This is a genomic window from Methanofollis ethanolicus, from assembly GCF_001571385.1.
Taxonomy (GTDB): domain Archaea; phylum Halobacteriota; class Methanomicrobia; order Methanomicrobiales; family Methanofollaceae; genus Methanofollis; species Methanofollis ethanolicus.
Map to the genome: position 1 here is coordinate 926,480 of NZ_BCNW01000001.1, position 18,077 is coordinate 944,556.

Annotated in this window: 11 protein-coding genes; 7 read left to right on the forward strand and 4 right to left on the reverse strand. The window is 62.9% G+C overall.

From position 1 onward, the window contains the following. Window positions 1-144: 144 nt before the first annotated feature. Together MEFOE_RS04655 and MEFOE_RS04660 are read left to right on the forward strand one after the other, a co-directional pair. Window positions 145-1,389 (forward strand): Glu/Leu/Phe/Val family dehydrogenase, encoded by a 1,245-nt coding sequence (locus MEFOE_RS04655; protein WP_067049004.1) that lies wholly within the window; start codon window positions 145-147, stop codon window positions 1,387-1,389. 100 nt (window positions 1,390-1,489) lie between these two features. Further along, window positions 1,490-2,233: a hypothetical protein gene (locus MEFOE_RS04660; RefSeq protein ID WP_067049007.1), complete on the forward strand. Its 744-nt coding sequence runs from the start codon at window positions 1,490-1,492 to the stop codon at window positions 2,231-2,233. A gap of 547 nt (window positions 2,234-2,780) precedes the next feature. On the opposite strand, the gene MEFOE_RS04665 is transcribed toward MEFOE_RS04660, so the two are convergent. The 3 genes from MEFOE_RS04665 to glnA all read right to left on the reverse strand — a co-directional run bounded on the left by MEFOE_RS04665 (window position 2,781) and on the right by glnA (window position 12,656). Next, a complete protein-coding gene (locus MEFOE_RS04665) occupies window positions 2,781-5,993 on the reverse strand; it encodes a lectin like domain-containing protein (RefSeq protein WP_067049009.1) in 3,213 nt (1,070 codons plus the stop codon). 17 nt (window positions 5,994-6,010) lie between these two features. Then, complete coding sequence (locus MEFOE_RS14370; RefSeq protein WP_083523340.1) at window positions 6,011-10,936, reverse strand: PKD domain-containing protein; 4,926 nt, start codon at window positions 10,934-10,936, stop codon at window positions 6,011-6,013. A 388-nt stretch (window positions 10,937-11,324) separates the two neighbouring features. Next, on the reverse strand, window positions 11,325-12,656 hold the full coding sequence (glnA, locus tag MEFOE_RS04675) for a type I glutamate--ammonia ligase (RefSeq protein ID WP_067049014.1): 1,332 nt from the start codon (window positions 12,654-12,656) through the stop codon (window positions 11,325-11,327). Window positions 12,657-12,755: 99 nt separating this feature from the next. Between glnA and MEFOE_RS04680 the strand changes: the two genes are divergently transcribed. From MEFOE_RS04680 to MEFOE_RS04700, 5 genes are all read left to right on the forward strand, one after another. Next, window positions 12,756-13,805, forward strand: a complete 1,050-nt coding sequence (locus MEFOE_RS04680; RefSeq protein ID WP_067049017.1) for a class II glutamine amidotransferase — start codon at window positions 12,756-12,758, stop codon at window positions 13,803-13,805. Further along, window positions 13,805-15,316 (forward strand): glutamate synthase-related protein, encoded by a 1,512-nt coding sequence (locus MEFOE_RS04685; protein ID WP_067049020.1) that lies wholly within the window; start codon window positions 13,805-13,807, stop codon window positions 15,314-15,316. The genes MEFOE_RS04680 and MEFOE_RS04685 overlap by 1 nt, the downstream gene beginning before the upstream one ends. Window positions 15,317-15,318: 2 nt before the next feature. Next, the gene (locus tag MEFOE_RS04690) at window positions 15,319-16,056 is read left to right on the forward strand and encodes a GltB/FmdC/FwdC-like GXGXG domain-containing protein (RefSeq protein WP_067049023.1); all 738 of its coding nucleotides are present in this window, start codon (window positions 15,319-15,321) and stop codon (window positions 16,054-16,056) included. 5 nt (window positions 16,057-16,061) lie between these two features. Next, window positions 16,062-17,087 (forward strand): Coenzyme F420 hydrogenase/dehydrogenase, beta subunit C-terminal domain, encoded by a 1,026-nt coding sequence (locus MEFOE_RS04695; protein WP_067049026.1) that lies wholly within the window; start codon window positions 16,062-16,064, stop codon window positions 17,085-17,087. Window positions 17,088-17,338: 251 nt separating this feature from the next. Further along, entirely contained in the window at window positions 17,339-17,605 is a 267-nt protein-coding gene (locus MEFOE_RS04700; RefSeq protein ID WP_153015871.1) for a hypothetical protein, read from the forward strand. Between the two features lie 4 nt (window positions 17,606-17,609). Here the strand turns inward: MEFOE_RS04700 and MEFOE_RS04705 are convergent, their stop codons facing one another. Continuing rightward, complete coding sequence (locus tag MEFOE_RS04705) at window positions 17,610-17,879, reverse strand: zinc ribbon domain-containing protein (protein ID WP_067049032.1); 270 nt, start codon at window positions 17,877-17,879, stop codon at window positions 17,610-17,612. Between the last annotated feature and the right edge of the window lie 198 nt (window positions 17,880-18,077).

Sequence of the window (18,077 nt, forward strand, 5' to 3'; positions counted from 1 at the left end):
CTTCTCCCGAAGATACCTGTTAATTTCCACTAGATAGATATATTCTGGCCTATTTTTTTGTATTTCCAAAGAAATATTTTTTATGTGATTCGACACGTATAAAACCGATCGCATGCAATCTTATCTGGAATATTGGTGAATGCAATGACCAATGACAACCCGTTTGAGATGGTGAAGCAGCAGATCAGTGCCTGCTCAGAATACCTGCACCTCCCCCAGAACGTCGAGGAGTACCTCAAGACCCCGATGCGGGAGATCCACGTGGCATTCCCGGTCAGGATGGACGACGGCTCTTTCAAGGTCTTCCAGGGCTACCGTGTCCAGTACAACAACGCCCTCGGCCCCACGAAGGGCGGCATCAGGTTCCACCCCGGCGAGACGATCGACACGATCCGGTCCCTTGCGGCCCTCATGACCTGGAAGTGCTCCCTCCTCGACCTCCCCCTCGGCGGCGGCAAGGGCGGCGTCATCTGCAACCCCAAGGAACTCTCCGCCGGCGAACTCGAGAGGCTCAGCCGCGCCTATATCCGCGCGATCTACAAGGTCATCGGTCCCGACTGCGACGTCCCGGCCCCTGACGTCTACACCACCCCCCAGATCATGGCCTGGATGATGGACGAGTACTGCACCCTCGTCGGCCACAATGCCTGCGGCGTCATCACCGGCAAGCCGGTCGTCCTCGGCGGCTCTGAGGGCCGCGGCGACGCCACAGCCCGCGGCGGCTGGTTCGTCATCAGGGAAGCGGCAAAGGACAACAACATCGATCTTGCGAAGGCAAAGATCGCCGTCCAGGGCTTCGGCAATGCCGGTTCCCACGCTGCGACCCTCGGCAAATCCTTCGGCTGCACCATCGTTGCGGTGAGCGACAGCCACGGCGGCGTCTACAACGAGAACGGCCTCGACATCCCGACCCTCGTCGCCTACAAGCAGAAGACCGGCTCGGTCAGGGACTTCCCCGGTGCGAAGAACATCACCAACGAAGAACTCCTTGAGCTCAAGGTCGACATCCTTGTCCCGGCCGCCCTGGAGAACGCGATCAACGCCTCCAACGCCGACAAGGTCGGGGCAAAGATCGTCGCCGAACTCGCGAACGGCCCTGTCTCTCCGGAAGCCGACGCGATCCTCTTCGCAAAGAAGATCCCGGTCATCCCGGACTTCCTCTGCAACTCCGGCGGTGTGACGGTCTCGTACTTCGAGATGGTCCAGAACTTCTCTCTCGACCGCTGGGACGAGGAGAGTGTCCGCGCTCGCCTTGAGCGGAAGATGACGAAGGCCTACCACGAGGTCTACGCCGTTGCACAGGAACACTCCATCTCTCTCCGCGAGGCCGCGTACACCCTCGCGATGAAGCGCGTCGTCGACGCGATGAAGCTCCGCGGCTGGGTCTGAACCGGTTTTTCCGCACCGGCCCGATACCTTTTTTTCTCTTCTGTGCGTCTTCGCAGATTTTTTTGCTCCCGTGCGCCTGTAGTACACAGGTGAATGTGCGATGGTACGCCTGAACTGGGAGGCAAAACTCGGCCTCTTTCTGGTTGCCGTGAGCGTCGTCGTCTATGCGGCGAAGTTCTACGTCCTTGGCAATGTCGAGAATACCTACTACTATGTCTTCAACGCCCTCGGCTTCCTCCCCCTCAATGTCCTGCTCGTGACCCTCATCCTGAATCAACTCCTCACGATCCGGTCGAAAAGGGAGAAACTGGAGAAGATGAACATGGTCATCGGGACCTTCTTCTCCGAGGTCGGGACCGCCCTTCTGATCCGTCTCTCGGACCGCGACCCCGACCTGGACACGGTGAGGCAGGACCTGATCGTCGGGAACGACTGGTCAGACGAGGACTTCGCGCGGGTGCGGGCCCGCCTGGAGACGTACTCCTGGTCGGCCGCGGCAGACAGGGACGAACTCGTCGCCCTGCGGTCGTTCCTGATGGCAAAGAGGAACTTCCTCCTGCGACTCCTCGAAAACCCGGTGCTCCTGGAGCACGAGACGTTCACCGGGGTGCTGAGGGCGGTCTTTCACCTCACCGACGAACTCGAACGCCGGGAGGACCTGGCGCACACGCCCGAGGCCGACCTGAGGCACCTCACCGGCGACGTCAACCGTGTCTACGGCCTCCTCGTCGCCCAGTGGCTCGACTACATGCAGTACCTGAAGACCAACTACCCGTACCTCTTCTCTCTCGCGATGCGGACGAACCCCTTCGACGAGACAGCGTCGCCGGTGGTCAGGGAATAATTTTCTTTTTTCGAGATCTGTAGAAATCCTCCTCCATCGGTTGATAGTGCGTGCTGATCCTCTGCCTTCCCCTTCCCGTTCTCCGGGGGACTACACTCGAAGACCTGATGGTCTTCTCATGCTCCCTTCGGTCGCAGCCCCCGGACCCCTGCTCAGGATTGGTCCCGGGAAGAAAGGGTCGGAGTCCTGGAGGAGGCGGCCATCCCTGCCCCTATCGTAATGGCAGGGGGTATGGGGAGCGGCAGCCCCCCGGACCAGGCACTTCTGAACAGAATTTTTCCCCTATCACTTCAGGAAGTACTTTCCCGCAAGGGTTTCTACAGAGCCCTTTTTTCGAGATCTGGCGGCTCACGCAGAGTGGGGTTGCTGTCTGCTCCTTGATCTCGGGGCGTGCGTGGAGTCTTCCTGCCTTCCCCACAATCTGGACCGGGGAAGACAGAACAGGAAATCCTGAAGAATAGATTTGCCGTCCCTCCCTATCCCATGTCCGGGGGACGTGCTCCTCGGCACAGGAATATTCCCGGGCAGAAAAAAAGGGAGAGGTGGTTCAGCGTCTCCCTGCCCTGAGGAATGCGGCGCCGATTGCGAGGGCCGCGGTCCAGAGGGGCAGAGGCGACTGCTGTGTCGTCGGCGGGACCGTTTCTGTTCCGGTTTCTGCCGGCGTCGCAACGGCCGACCCGGCGCTGGCCGAGGTCACGACCGGTGTCGGGGTTGCGGGCGTGCCGCCCGCTGCCGCGATGGCAAAGAGGGAGAGACCGTCGGTCCCGGCCTCGAAGTGGGCCATGCCGTCCTTTTCATCGGTGACCACGGTCGTGAGGGACTGCCATGCGCCGTCGACGTACCTGAGAAGTCTGACGTCGCCGGCCGTGCAGGCGTGCGCCTCCAGCCATGCCGACGGCACGGCGAAGGCGATCGTCTCGCCGGAGAGCATGTCGTCGGTCGCGTGATAGAGAGTCGCCTCCACATAGGCATAGACTGCGCCATCGGGAGCGTCGGCCGCCGACGGGCGTGTGGCCTTCTCCACTCCGACCATGAGTCTGTCGATCTCGCCCTTCGCCCGGAGGGTGACCGCCGTGAACGGCGTGTCACGCATCGTCAGGGTGACGTTCTCCTCGGCATGCAGTCCGCCTGCCGCACCGACCGCCGCCTCGGAGTGACCGCCGCCGCTGCTGTGCGAGGAGACCAGGGCGGGCGTCGTGGTGGTGGGTTCCGCTGTCGGGTCGGGCAGCACCGAGACTGCCGCGAGGCCGAAGGTGCAGAAACCGTCGGGCGACTCGAACCTGAGGACCACCCTCTCGCCCTCTCTCCGGACCTCTTCGGGCAGGAGGATGCTGGTGCTACCGTCGTCGCCGATGCGCACGACTCTGATGTTTGCGACGCCGCCGCAGGCATCCACCCATGCGGCCGGGACACTCATCGTCACCGTGGCATTCCTGATCTCGCTCCCGTCCGTAAGGTTGGTCGTCCTGACTTCAAGGGACGCGGCAAGAGCGTCGATCTGCAGTCTGTTCTCCGCGGCACCCTGCTGGAAGGCGCTCATGGTCTCTGCAGATGCATTGTTCCCGAGGACCGTGGAGATTGCCGCTCCTGCTGGCAGACTGGAAAGTTCCGCGCTGACGCCTGCCGAAACTTCACCGGCGCCCTCTGAAACGACCGAGACAGCCCGTGTCTCCAGGATGATCCCCTGGATGGTGCCGGTGATGGTGCCGTTTTCCTCGACGGCGTCGCCCGGCGTGATGAAGGTCAGGTTGAAGGTGTCTCCCGCGACCCGGATCCTCTTCCCGTCGTCGGAGACTGACGTCCGGCCGGACGCGTTCACCGAGACATTCTGCCCGGTGACGGTGCACCCGGGCACGTCCAGGGAGGCCTTTATTCCCTGTTTATCCGTGCCAGACGGGCTGACCGCGACGCTGCTCGTGTTTGACCTGGTGGTGACCAGGCAACCGTCGTCGCCGTCGACCTGCCGCACGGCGATCCTGAGGTTCGAAGTTCCGCCCAGGAGGCCTTTCACCCTGACCGTGCCGAGCACGACGTTCGTGTCGCCTGCACGGACAGTGTCGTCGAGGTCGACGGCCCGCATCATGACGCCGCCGTCGGTCTCACGGGAAAGGTTGAACCTCGCCCAGTCGGGGAAGGAGGCGCCGGTGACCGTGGCGACCTCCGGGTCGGCGACCGAGACGTCCATCTCATACCCGGCAAGACCCCAGGGGGCGCGGTTCATGGTGATGACGACCTCGGTCTCCTCACCTGCATTCAGAGACGAGTGTTCGGTGCTGAAAGAGAGTCTCGGCTCCTCGTAGACGGTGTAGGCCTTCAGGCAGACATTTGTGTCCGGCATCTGGGTGGTGAGGTCTTCCCACGCGACGCCGTCGGCACTGATATAACTCTCGCCGGCCGCCGCCTTTGCGCTCATCGAGAAATCTGCGATCGGTTTCTCGACCGCGAGGGGCTGGTAGTAGTCGGGCGTCGTGAGTTTGACGACCACCGAGAATCTCTGGCCGGGCCTCAGGGGCACGGGCGCCGCAAGTGGGAAGGTGTGGTAACCGGGCAGGACCTGGGTGCCGGAGATTGTCGTCACCGGACCGTCGGCTGAGATGGGGCCGTCTGCCGGGTCAAGGTAGACCGAGATCTCGTAGGCGGCGTTCGGTGCCGTCGTGAAAAATCCGACCGCGCCCAGGCTGTTGCCCGACGTGGCGGTGAAGACGTTGGCGGCGTACGCCGTCTCGCTCCCGAGACCGACCGCAGCGGTCCAGCCCAGGGGGTCGTGGAGGTAGACGTCCCGGTAGTTGTCCGTATCCTCTGCCGTGAAGACCGCCTTGCAGCCGCGGTCGGCGTCATAGTACGACTGGTAGAAGTAGCCGTCGTCGCCCCAGTCGGCGTTCCACGAGTTCCTCACGATGAACGCACCGTCGCCCGGCGGGGTGAAGGTGAAGTTCTCCTTGCTGTAGGTGTCGTCCCAGCCGACGATCAGGACGGCATGACCGTCGCCGACGAGCCAGGGATCATAATAACTGGCATATTCCTCGTTGTAAAAACCGTTCGACCAGTACATCGAGGAATACACGCCGCCGTACTCCTTGACAGCCTGCTTGATCAGGGTGACATTGGAGCGGTCTGTCCGCGCGGGGAAGAAATCCACGTCCTGGACATGCTTCTGGACGGTAAGCCCCTCAGGGGAGACGCCGGAGACCTCGCTGTATGGATCGTCCGACTCGTTCACCGGGCCCGACCAGCGGGAGAAGTAGGCGGTTGCCATGTAGGCGTTTCCGCCTTCGTCGTGGGTATAGTCCAGGCCGTGGGTGTTTTTCAGGTTGTTCTCGGAGAAGTCCCAGGTCTCCTCGGGGAGAAGGGTGGACTCCAGGGAGCCGAGGGCCGCAAACGCCCAGCAGCTGCCGCACTCTCCCTGGTCCTTCACCGACCCGACTCGCCCTTCGTCACGGAGGTCAAAACGGCTCTCCGAGGGTGCGGGCCTGAAGGCCGAGGTGGTCTGCACCTCACTGCCCTCGGGCCAGGCGACCGTCACCGGCGAAGGTATCTCGCCGCAGATATCGTCTGTGCTCTCGCCTTCTTCGATGGAGGCGGCGGCCGACATCATCATGCGGTCGGCCGGTGCCTCTTTTTCCTCAAGATATTTGACATACTCCGGGTTGAGCGGCGCCTCGGTCATCTCCAGTGCGGAGGCTGCAGGGGCCGCGGCCCCGAGAAGCAGGAAGGCGCAGAGGAATGCGCCTGCCAGACCTTTCAGTATTCTGTTATCCATATCTCCAGCCACCTGTCTCATGTTCTGTCGGTCTCCATGTACCGGTGAACGGTCACGACGTCGTCGAAGTCGATCCTGCCGTTACCGTTGTAATCGAAGACCCGGGAGTTCTTCTGCGAGGTGATGGTCTCGAAGTGTTCGAAGTAGGCGCTGATATCGCCGAAGTCCAGGGTACCGTCGCCGTTCACGTCCTCGAAGAGGCCGTCGCCGTCACCGTCGCCCGGGATGCCGACGCCACCGGGGAGGGGCGAGAGGCCGACGACGTCGATGACGCCCGGTCTGCAGATCACGGCCGTCTCTTCGCCGTTGTCCGCGTAGACCACGACGTCTCTGGCCGTGATCCCGGCCGTACCGTCGGTGAGGCCCCTGATCTTCAGGGTGGCGAGGACGACGTTCTCCGCACCTGCTTCGACGGTGTTGCCGTCGTCGGTCGCGTCGAAGGTGATGGTGGTGCCGGGTACGCCCGACCCCCCGTATGCGCCCGCAAGGAAGGCAAAGTCGACGCCGGTGATCATGGCGTTCGTTCCTTCAAGGCTGACCGTGAGGCTGACATTTTTCAGGCCGTCAGGGAGATGGTCGGCGACGATGGCGACCTCACGCTCTGTCCCGGCGGCAACGGTTGTTTTGAGCGGGGCGAACGAGATCACCGGTGCGATATCGGTGAAGGTGACATTGTCGAGCCAGCCGCAGTCATCCCCTCCAGAGGTGTACGCACGCTTCTCGTACGTCCACCGGAGGGTGTGCTCGCCCTTCTCCAGGGTGTAGTGCATATCCTGCCAGCCGTCGTCCTTGCCTGCGATCTCCTCCTGCATCTCGCCGTCGACGGAGAAGGCGAGGACGTCGGAGTACTTCATCGAGTCACTGTCATAGGAGGAGACCTGCCAGTCGAAGGTGAGGTTCTTCGGACCGGTGACGGTGGTTTCGATCCATGACTGCTGGCTGCGTTTGATAGCACCGGTGTGGCCGCAGCTGCCGTGGATGTAGGTCTCGTTTACGTCGACGAACCAGGAGGCGTCGCCGCCTGTCGTCCAGGCGAGGCCTTCTGCGTCGAGGGCCTCTTCGAAGGTCGGGGTGACGGTGATGTAGCCGTTCTTGACCTCCATCTGCCCGTCAGGGGCGGTGTCCTTCTGCACGATGAGGGTGACATTGTAGACGCCGGGTCTGGTGTAGGTGTGCGTCTGGTTCCGGCCGACTGCCGACGCCCCGTCGCCGAAGTCCCAGGCCCAGTGGGTCGCGGTGCCGGTCGTGTACCCGGTGAAGTCCACGGTGAGCGGGACCTCGCCCCGCGTCACGTTGCCGACAAAGTCGGTGTCGTCGACGGGCGTGAAGGTGACGTTGTCAAGCCACCCGCAGTCTTTCATCATGCCCTCACCAGAACCCTTCTCATACACCCACCTGACGGCATGCGTGCCGAACCCGAGCCTGTACCCCTCTTCAGACCAGTTTCTGGGGAAACTGCAGATTTTCTTCTCCTCTTCACCGTCAATGAGGAACCTCAGGTAGTCATAACTGGGTTCAGAGGAGACGTTCCATGCAAAGGTGAGGTAGCCGGGGCCGGTGATGTTTGCCTGGAGCCATGACTGCTGGTTTTCGCCGATGGCGCCGCTCCGTCCCGAGGTGGTGCCGGTGTGGACGCAGTCGACGTCGACGAACCAGGGTGCGTTCCCGCCGGTGGACCAATCGAGGTCGGGTGCCTCGACGGCCTCAGGAAGGGTGGCGAAGGGAACGGTCGTTACGGTCTCTGTCGCGGTGCTGGTGCCGGCGTCGTTGGTGACCGTCAGGGTGACAGTGTACTCTCTGACCTCCTCGAAGGTGTGGACAGGGTTCTGCTCGTCTGATGTTGCGCCGTCGCCGAAGACCCAGGACCACGCGGTCGGGCACCCTGCCGAGGTGTCGTTGAATTGCACCGTCGCCGGGGCCATCGCCCGCGTCACATTGGCCTTGAAGGCGGCCGTCGGCTGGATGGCGCCGTAGGTGTAGGTGACGTTGTCGAGGTGGCCGCAGTGTTCGGGGGAGAAATAATACTCGTTGGTGTAGGTCCACCTGAGGGCGTGTTCGCCGGGCGGGACTTCATAGTACACGCCGGGCCAGGACGTGCCCTCTCTGGTACCCTTGATGCTGTTCAGGGATCTGCCGTCGGTCGAGAACGCCAGCTGCCCGTCGTAGGTGAAGGAGCTGGAGTTGATGTTCCAGTTGAAAGTGAGGACGCCCGGGCCGGTGACCGTCGCCTCGATCCAGGAAGTGTTGCTGCTGGATGAGATGACGCCGCTCCTCGCGGAACTCCCGCCCTTCAGGAAGCAGTAGATATCGGTGGACCAGTCGGCGTCGCCGCCGGTCGTCCAGACAAGGTCAGAGGCGTCGACCGCTGTGCTGAGGGCGATGGGCTCGATGACTTTCACCGTCTTCGTCACCGTGTCGGTGCCGAGGACGGCCCTGCCGTCGGTGTCCTTCCCGACGATGTTGGTGACCGTCAGGGTGACCGGGTATTCGCCCGCGTTCTCGTAGACGTGGGTCGGGTTCTGTTCAACAGAGGTTTTGCCGTCGCCGAAGTCCCAGTCCCATGCGGTCGGGAATCCTGTGGAGTTGTCGGTAAACTGGACGGCCAGGGGTGCCATGCCGCGGTCCTCGGTCACGTTGGTGACGATGTCCGCGACAGGTTCGCCGCCGCCGTAGGTGCAGGTGACATTGTCGAGCCACCCGCCGTTCTCCGCGGCCTCGGTCATCAACGTGGAGTAGGTCCAGGTGACGGTGTGGGTGCCGTGGCCGATCCTGTACGTCTCATGGGACCAGTCTGAGCCCCACTGAATCTTCTTGTACAGGTTGTCGTACTGATCTGCATCGTCGACAGCGAACTCCAACTTACCCATCGGCATTCCGTAGATTTTGCCGGGGTTCACCTTCCAGTCAAAGGAAAGGATACAGGGGCCTTCGACAGTGGTCTGGACCCAGGAGTTCTCGCCTGCGTTCAGCGCACCGGCGCTCTTTGCCGCGGCGTAGTCGACATACTCCGGCCCTTTCACGACCGACCAGGTGGCGTTGCCGCCGGTGGTCCATGCGAGGTCGGGAGCGTCGACGGACTCCGCGAGGCTGACCTCGCCGACTGATCTGATGTATCCGGTTTTTGTTACGGTGTCTTCCACGCCGTCTCTGGTAACGGTGAGGGAGATGTCGTACGTGCCGACATCAAAGGTGTGGGCCGGGTTCTGCTCCTCGGAGGTGGTGCCGTCGCCGAAGTCCCAGTGCCGGTCGGTGATCGCGCCGGTGCTCTGGTCGGTGAACTGCACGGTCAGGGGTGCGTCGCCGGCGGTGGTGCTGGCGGTGAAGGCGGTGGCGATATGCTGGGTGTAGGAGACGTTGTCGAGCCAGCCGCAACTCTTGCCGTCAGATTCGTCGTCATTCCAGTTGTTTTTCCAGTATGACCATGTGAGAACGTGTTCTCCTGGCCCGACCTCGAATGTCGCGTTTTTCCACGTCTCGTCCAGTCCATCGATCTGCATCTGGTCTTTGCCGTCGAGGGCAAAATAGAGGGCTTCGTTGTATTCATCGCACGAGACCTTCCAGGAGAAGGTCAGGGTGCCGGGACCGGTGACTCCTGTCTGCAGGTCCGAGAAGCCGACTTCCCATTCATCAGCGGAGAACGTGCCGCTCCGGGCGCAGCCGCCGCCGATGCCGTCACCGACCTCGACTGTCCAGTCCTTGTCGCCTGTGTTCACCCATGCGAGGCCCGGGGCGTCGAGGGCCTCCTTCAGGTTCGTGGGGACGGGAACTGCCTTCGGGGTGAAGGTGAGGTTGTCGAGCCACCCGCCGTTCTCAGGATTGTCCGACGACTTCGTGGAGTAGGTCCATCTGAGGGTGTGCTTACCGTCGCCGAGGTCGAAGGTCTCGCGGTGCCAGCCGTCGTCTGTCCTGATCTTCTTATAGAGGTCGTCCGAGGAGGTGGCGCCGTCGACCGCGAACTCGAGTTCGCCGTATGTGGACCACATCACCTTCTGGGGCTTGACCTTCCAGTCGAAGGAGAGTTTCCCGGCTCCGGTGACCGTGGTCTCTATCCAGGTCGACTGGGAACTTGCAAGCAGGCCGCTCCTGACACTGGTCTCGCCGGCGACACTCTCGGCGGTCTCGACAGCCCATTCTGCGTCGCCGCCCGTGGTCAGGGTGAGGGAGGGTGCGTCCACGGCCTCGGCAAGGGTCTGGCTCTTGAGGACGTTGAGGTACCCGGTCTTCGTCTCGGTCTCAGGCGTTCCGGCCCTCTGGATGGTCAGGGAGACGTCATAGGTCCCGGCCTTCTCGTAGATGTGGGTGACGTTCTGCGTGGTGGCGTGCCCTGAGCCGTCGCCGAAGTCCCACTCCCATCCGCTCACACCGCCGGTGGAGAGGTCGTTGAACTGCACGGCCAGGGGCACCATGCCGGTAGTGACATTTGCGGAAAAGTCGGTGTAATCGCCCCCGGTAAAGGATACTGCATCGAGCCAGCCACCATTCTGGCCATTGACGCCCATGCTGCCCTTGTGGTAGGTCCATCTAAGGGTGTGTTCCCCGGAAGATATCCTGACCGACTCCTCTATCCAGGGCTGTTCGGTGCCTGAGATCTGCTTCTGCTCTGTCCCGTCAAGAAAGAACCTGTAATAGTCGCCTGAGGGACACGAGACATCCCAGGAGAAGTTCAGGGTACCAGGACCGGTGACTTTTGTCTCGATTTTCGAGTCGCCAAAGCTCAATCCCGGGTTGCTCCGTGCAGCACTTCCGCCTGTCACGGCGTGTTCTGTATCGACCGTCCATGCCTTCGTGGAGGTGTCGGTCGTCCATACAAGGTCCGGGGCGTCGACTGCGGCCTCGAGGCCTGTGTCTTCTGCGGCCGCGGGCATCGCCATCAGGCAGAGAAGGCCGATGGCAATGACCGCAATGATCGCATCGTTTTTCAAACGTGATTTACTTTGTGACATGGTTCAATCAGTTCTTTAAAGTGTATGGTGGTGAGGTGCGTTTTGAATCATGAAAAAAGATACTGATGAACTTTGATTGCTGTTTAAATCTTAAAATGGGGTCTAATATATGGTCGTTGCGTTTGTTAAATCTCTTTAACGTGTTGAACTTCAGGACACACCGTGATAAACCTTATCCCCCGGTAGAAGTCGTTGCACCGTCATGATCTCTCTCTGGTATGCCGGGACAACCCCGGGCGAGGATAGATCGAATTTATGGGATTATTTGAGAAAAATAGGGCCTGAAATCACATGGTATGGTGTCGGTGCCGTGGCCGGGAGCGCGGGGCCGCTTGCCCCTGCACTCTCCCGGGGAATGCCAGAAAAAGAGGGTTATTCCGGGGCCGACTCAGTGCTGGTAGAAGTACCGGTCGATCTCCCAGGGGTGGACCGTCGTCCTGAAGGAGTCCCACTCCATCTTCGTGATCCGGTCGATGTTCTCGACGACGTGGCGGCCGAGGACATTACAGAGCAGGTCGTCCTCCAGCAGGTACTGGTTCGCTTCGAGGAGAGTGCCCGGCAGGGTGTGGATGCCCGCCTCCTCCCTCTCGGCCTCGGTGAGTTCGAAGATGTTCAGCTTCGTACTCGCGGGCGGTTCGATCCTGTTCCTCACGCCGTCCATGCCCGCGGCGAGGATGCAGGCAAAGGTGAGGTAGGGATTGCAGGTCGGGTCAGGGCTGCGGAGTTCCATCCTGGTGGACTTGCCGCGGGGCGCCGGGACACGGCAGAGGGCCGTCCTGTTCGAGGCGCTCCAGGAGATGTAGACCGGGGCCTCGTACCCGGGCACGAGGCGCTTGTACGAGTTGATCGTCGGGTTCGCAAGCCTGGTGATGCCGCGGACGTGCTTCAGGACGCCGCCGATGAAGTGCAGGGCCGTCTCCGAGAGTTCGAGGGGTGCATAGGGATCGTAGAAGGCGTTCTGGCCGTCCTTGAAGAGGGAACAGTTGGTGTGCATGCCGCTCCCGTTGATCCCGTAGATGGGCTTCGCCATGAAGGTGGCGTGGAGGCCGCGCTGGAGGGCGATCGTCTTCGTGGCGAACTTGAAGGTAACGACATTGTCGGCGGTCTGGAGGGCGGGACCGTACTTGAAGTCGATCTCGTGCTGGCTCTCGGCCACCTCGTGGTGGGAGGCCTCGACCACGAAGCCCATCTCGGTCAGGGCGAGGACAATGTCCCGGCGCACGTCCTCCGCAAGGTCGGTGGGGGCGAGGTCGAAGTAGCCGCCGCGGTCCTGGAACTCGAGGGACGGCCTGCCGTTGATCATCTTGAAGAGGAAAAATTCGAGTTCGGGGCCGGTGTTGAACTCGAACCCGTCCTTTGCGGCGTCGGCGATGACCTGCTTGAGGATATACCGCGGGTCGCCCTCGAAAGGTTTCTTGTTCGGCATGTAGACGTCGCAGATGAAACGGGCCGCCCGACCCTCCCCTTCCTTCCGCCAGGGCAGGAGGGTGTAGGTCGCCGGGTCGGGCTTCAGCACCATGTCGGACTCCTCGATACGGGCGAAGCCTTCGATCGACGACCCGTCGAATGATATCCCATCGGTCAGGGCCTTCTCAGCCTGGACGGGCGGGATGGCCACGTTTTTCGGCTGGCCCAGGAGGTCGGAAAATTGCAGGCGGATGAATTTGACGTTATCCCTTTCGATTCTCTCCAGGAGTGCTGATACCTCGTCGGCTGGCATAATGGAAACATGGTTCCACCCAATAGTATATATGGCTAATGGGTACACCATTTTGCGACAGCCGCCGCCAGAGGATACCTGACGGTGGTGGAGTAGACCATGTGTGGAATTATCAGCGTCGTCGACCGCTCGGGGGCGGTGATGGACGGCGCACGGATCAGGGACGCGCTTTCGATGATGGACGAGCGCGGCAGCGGGGAGGGTGCGGGGTATGCAGCCTACGGCGTCTACCCCGAGTTCGCCGACTGCTATGCAATCCATGTCTTCTTCGACAATATCGTGGAAACAAAAGCGCCGGTGGACGCCCTCCTCGAAACCTGGGGGACCATCGTCCATGACGAGGAGATCCCGACCTATGAGCAGGCGCACCTGAGGAAGATCCATACTCCCTGGCGCTACTTCTTCAGGCCAGACCCCACCCTCATGACCGGGACGCCGTCGCCTGAGGACGACATCGTCACCTATCTGGTGATGAAGGTGAACACGACGATGCGGGGGGCGCTGATCTACTCGTCAGGGAAGAACATCGGGGTCTTCAAGGCCGCGGGGTGGCCGGAGGACGTCGCCGACTTCTACCGCATCCAGGACTACAAGGGCTACATCTGGCTCGCCCACAACCGGTACCCGACCAACACCCGCGGCTGGTGGGGCGGCGCCCACCCCTTCAACCTCCTGGACTGGAGCGTCGTCCACAACGGCGAGATCACAAGTTACGGCACGAACCGGCGGTACATCGAGAGTTACGGCTATAAGTGCACGATGTTCACCGACACCGAGGTGGTCGCCTATCTCGTCGACCTTCTGGCACGGAAGCACGGCCTGGACGAAGAACTCGTGGTGCGTGCCCTCGCCCCGCCCTTCTGGGACGAGATCGACCGCATGCCCGAAAAGGAGCGGGAACTCAACCGCGCCATCCGCCTCGCCTACGGGTCGGCGATGATGAACGGGCCCTTTGCGATCGTCGTCGCAAACCATGACGGCATCGCCGGTTTCACCGACCGGATCAAGCTGCGGCCCCTCGTCGCCGCGGAGGAGGGTGATCGGATGTACATCTCCTCCGAAGAGGCGGCGATACGGCGGATCGCCCCTGAACTGGACCGGGTGTGGATGCCGCGGGCCGGGGAACCTGTCATCGGGAGGGTCCGCTGATGGCGATCGGGAGCGTGCCCCTGCGATACAAGATCACGATCGACCCTGACCGGTGCATGGAGTGCGGGCGGTGCATCGAGAACTGTCCGTACGGGACCTTCCGGAAGGAGGGCGACCGTATCGTCGCCGTCTCCCGGAACTGCACCGCCTGTCACCGGTGCATCGCCATGTGCCCGCGGGACGCGATCACGCTCGTGGAGCACCCGGTGGACTACAGGTCTCACCCCCTCTGGACACCTGAGGCCAGGGAGGCGATCTACAACCAGGCGCGGACAGGCGGGATCATCCTCGCGGGCATGGGCAATGCGATGCCCCTCCCTTCGATCTTCGACCGTCTCCTCCTCGACGCCTGCCAGGTGACCAACCCCTCCATCGACCCCCTCAGGGAACCGATGGAACTGCGGACCTATCTCGGCAAGAAGCCGTCGAAGCTCGCGTTCAGGAGGACGGAGGCCGGGGACGTCGAACTGGAGACGAAGATCGCCCCGAACCTGATGATCGAGACGCCGATCATGATCGGGCACATGAGTTACGGGGCGATCTCTCTCAACGCGCAACTCGCCCTGGCGCGGGCAGCGCACACGGCCGGGACTTTCATGGGGACAGGGGAGGGCGGGATGCACCCTGACCTCTACCCGTACCAGAAACGGTTGATCGTGCAGGTGGCCTCCGGTCGTTTCGGCGTGGACATCGACTACCTCAACAGGGGTGCGGCCATCGAGATCAAGATCGGCCAGGGCGCGAAGCCCGGCATCGGCGGCCACCTCCCCGGCGAGAAGGTCGGCCCGGACGTCTCCCGGACCCGGATGATCCCTGAGGGGAGCGACGCGATCAGCCCGGCGCCGCACCACGACATCTACTCGATCGAAGACCTCGCTCAACTCGTCCGCTCCCTCAAGGAGGCGACAGAGTGGCAGAAACCGGTCTTCGTGAAGATCGCCGCGGTCCACAACGCCGCGGCGGTCGCGGCCGGTATAGCGCGGTCGGGTGCCGACGCCGTCGTCGTGGACGGGTTCCGCGGCGGGACGGGCGCGGCCCCGAAGGTCTTCCGGGACCACGTGGGCATCCCCATCGAGGCGGCGATCTCGGCCGTCGACCAGAAACTCCGGTCCCAGGGGATCAGGAACGAGGTCTCGGTCATCGCAAGCGGCGGCATCAGGGACGCCGCCGACGTGACGAAGGCGATCGCTCTCGGCGCCGACGCGGTCTATATCGGGACCGCGGCCCTGGTGGCAATGGGGTGCCGGGTCTGCGGCACCTGTTACCGCGGCCTCTGCCCCTGGGGGATCGCCACGCAGCGCCCCGACCTTGTCGCCCGCCTCGACCCGGTGCGGGAAGGGGAGCATGTGGCCAACCTCATCCATGCATGGACGATGGAGGTCTCCGAACTGATGGGGGCGGCGGGCATCAATGCGATCGAGAGTCTCCGGGGCAACCGCGACCGTCTGCGGGGCTACATGCTCGACGAGGGGATGTTGCAGGTGCTGGACGTCAAGACGGTGGGGGCGTGACGATGGCGACCCATATCGATGCGGCAGGGGTGCACTACACGCCCCTGAACAAAGAGGTGAGGGCGGCGGTGGCCGCGGGCGAGACCGAGATCGTCCTCGACAATGTCCTGGGCCAGCGCTTTATCGCGGACGGTCTCGTGGGCGAGGTGACGATCACGGTCAACGGGGTTGCCGGCGGCGACCTCGGCATGTTCATGCGTGGCCCGACTGTCGTCGTCCACGGCAATGCCGACCATGCCCCCGGCAACACGATGGAGGCGGGGACGATCGTCATCCACGGGAGCGCCGGGGACGCGGTCGCCCACTCGATGCGCGGTGGGAAGGTCTTTGTCAGGGACGATATCGGCTACCGCGGCGGGATCCACATGAAGGCCTATCATGAGAGGAGGCCGTACCTGGTCGTCGGTGGGGAGGCCAGGCCGTTCCTGGGCGAGTACATGGCCGGGGGCATGATCCTCCTCCTCCGCCTGAACGCTGTCGGCCCCTTTGCCGAGCGCGGGCTTGCAAGCGGGATCCACGGCGGCGAGGTCTTCATCAGGGGCGAGGTGGAGGACCGTTGCCTGGCGGTCGGGGCGGTCAGGATGCCCTTCGGGGAGGAGGACCGCGCCCGGATACGGCCTCTCGTCGAGGAGTACTGCCGGTACTTCGGGGCCGACGCCGAGTCCATCCTTGCCGACGACTATACCCGGATCGGTCCGGCGGGCACGAGGCCTTTTGCCGGAAAATACACGTGGGAGTGAGAGAGATGGCGGAAAAGAGTTACAAGGACCTTGAAGCCGAGGTCTGGGAGACGGGCCGCTGTGCACGCTGCGGTGCCTGCATCGCGGTCTGCCCGGCCGACGCGCTCTCGTTCCCGGAGAATGCGCACGGCCACCCTGTGTTGTCGAGTTACTGCAAGATGGAGTGCGACGGCGTGCCGTGCGGCGCATGCTACCTGGCGTGTCCGCGCGTCGGCGACGGCGCCGACCCGGCACAACCCCTGGGCGACTATATCTCGGCGGTCTCGGCGCGGGCGACCTTCCCGGTGCCGGGCAAACAGAGCGGCGGCGCGGTGACGGCGATTCTGGTCCACGCCCTTGAGGCGGGCCTGGTCGACGCGGTGGTCACGGTCTCCGAGGACCGCTGGACGAGAAAGCCGCAGTCGGTGGTGATCACCGACCGCGAGGCGCTCGTCGCCCAGGCAGGGAGTCGGTACAACTGGTGGGTGCCCCTCCTCGCCGCCCTGAAGGAGGCTGTGGTCGTGCGGAAGTACCGCCGGGTGGCGGTGGTGGCGGTGCCCTGTGCGGCCGAGGCCGTCGCCCTGATACGGGCGAGCGGTTTCGACCTCCACGGCCCGTACGCACGGGCGATCCGCCTGCTTGTCGGCCTCTTCTGCACGGAGAGTTTCGACTACGCGGCGCTGATGGAGGGGAAGATCCGGGGCGACCTCGGGATCGAGCCCTGGGAGGTCGGCCGCATGGACGTGAAGGGGTATCTCGAGGTCACCCGTGTCGGCGGCGGCACGGAGACCGTTCCCCTTGCCGACCTGGAGGGCTGCATCCCGGAGGGGTGCCGGCACTGCACCGACTTTGCCGCGGTCCACGCCGACATCTCGGCCGGTGCTGTCGGGAGTCCGAAGGGCTACTCGACCATCCTCGTCAGGACGGAGGCGGGCCGGGGCTTTGTCGCCGGTGCGGTCGCCTCGGGCCTTCTTGTCGTCGACGGCGAGGCGGACATTGCAAAGGTCGAGGCCCTGGCAAAGAAGAAACTGGTACGGGGCCGGCAGGAGTAGGGCGGTTTCGCATCGTATCTCCTGCACAGTCCCGGATCTATTTTTTCCGGAGGATCGCGGAGTCCTCCCGGTCTGTGGTTTGGAGAAGGTGGGGGGTCCGCGCTATCGCTCCATGGGATCAGGGGAGAGACATCGGTCCGACCATGGGGTTTCCTCCATCTCTTCACGAAAAGAATATGGTGCGCACGCCCCCATTCTGGTGAGAGGGCCTCCGGCAATACCCCCCGGTCCCGGAGGCATCAGGTGAGTCGATGGAATATCGTCATGTTGCAACACTGCTCGTCGGGGCTGCGATGCTCTTCTGCGGGGCGTGCTGTATGGCCCTGCTCGTCGGCGGCCTTCTCTCCATCAATATCCAGGCAGTCCCCTGGTTGTTCCACTACCTTGCGGCACTGGTGGTGATGCTGGTCGTCCTCGCGTGGTTGATGACGTACCTCGAACGCATCGCAAAGGCCCTGGAGGAGACGGAACAGAGGGTCGAGAGGATCGAGAGCGCCCTGGAAAAAATTTCCCGGTAGGTCTTCAGGCCCTCCATCGTTTGAGGGTGGGGAGGAAGGCGTCCATCATCGTCTTCGCCTTGTCGAGGGGCATGATGTCCATGTCGGCCATTGTCTTGGCGCAGAATGCGGCCATCTCCTCCATTGTGATCGCCGGGTCGGTGAACGCACCCTTCTGGTAGCAGTAGGTGCAGTAGTCGTGGGACGGGGACCCGTCCATTTCTGTTCCAGGATCTGCTGGAGTCCTCAGCGGCATGCCGCAACTCTGGCAGAATGGTCCGTGATGCTCTTCCATGATATCTCCTGCCCCGGTGCGGGGGCATATCTGTCACTGGGTGTGTCGGGCAATATATTTTTTCAATTGAAACCTTGCTGCGCACCCGATACTCCTGCGGCCGCACACTCTCCCGAGGTCTGATCCCGTCGGGTTCGTACTCTTCTCTCCGTTCCGCTCGCTCGAACCTGCATGGAGGAGGCGGCACCCTCGCATAAA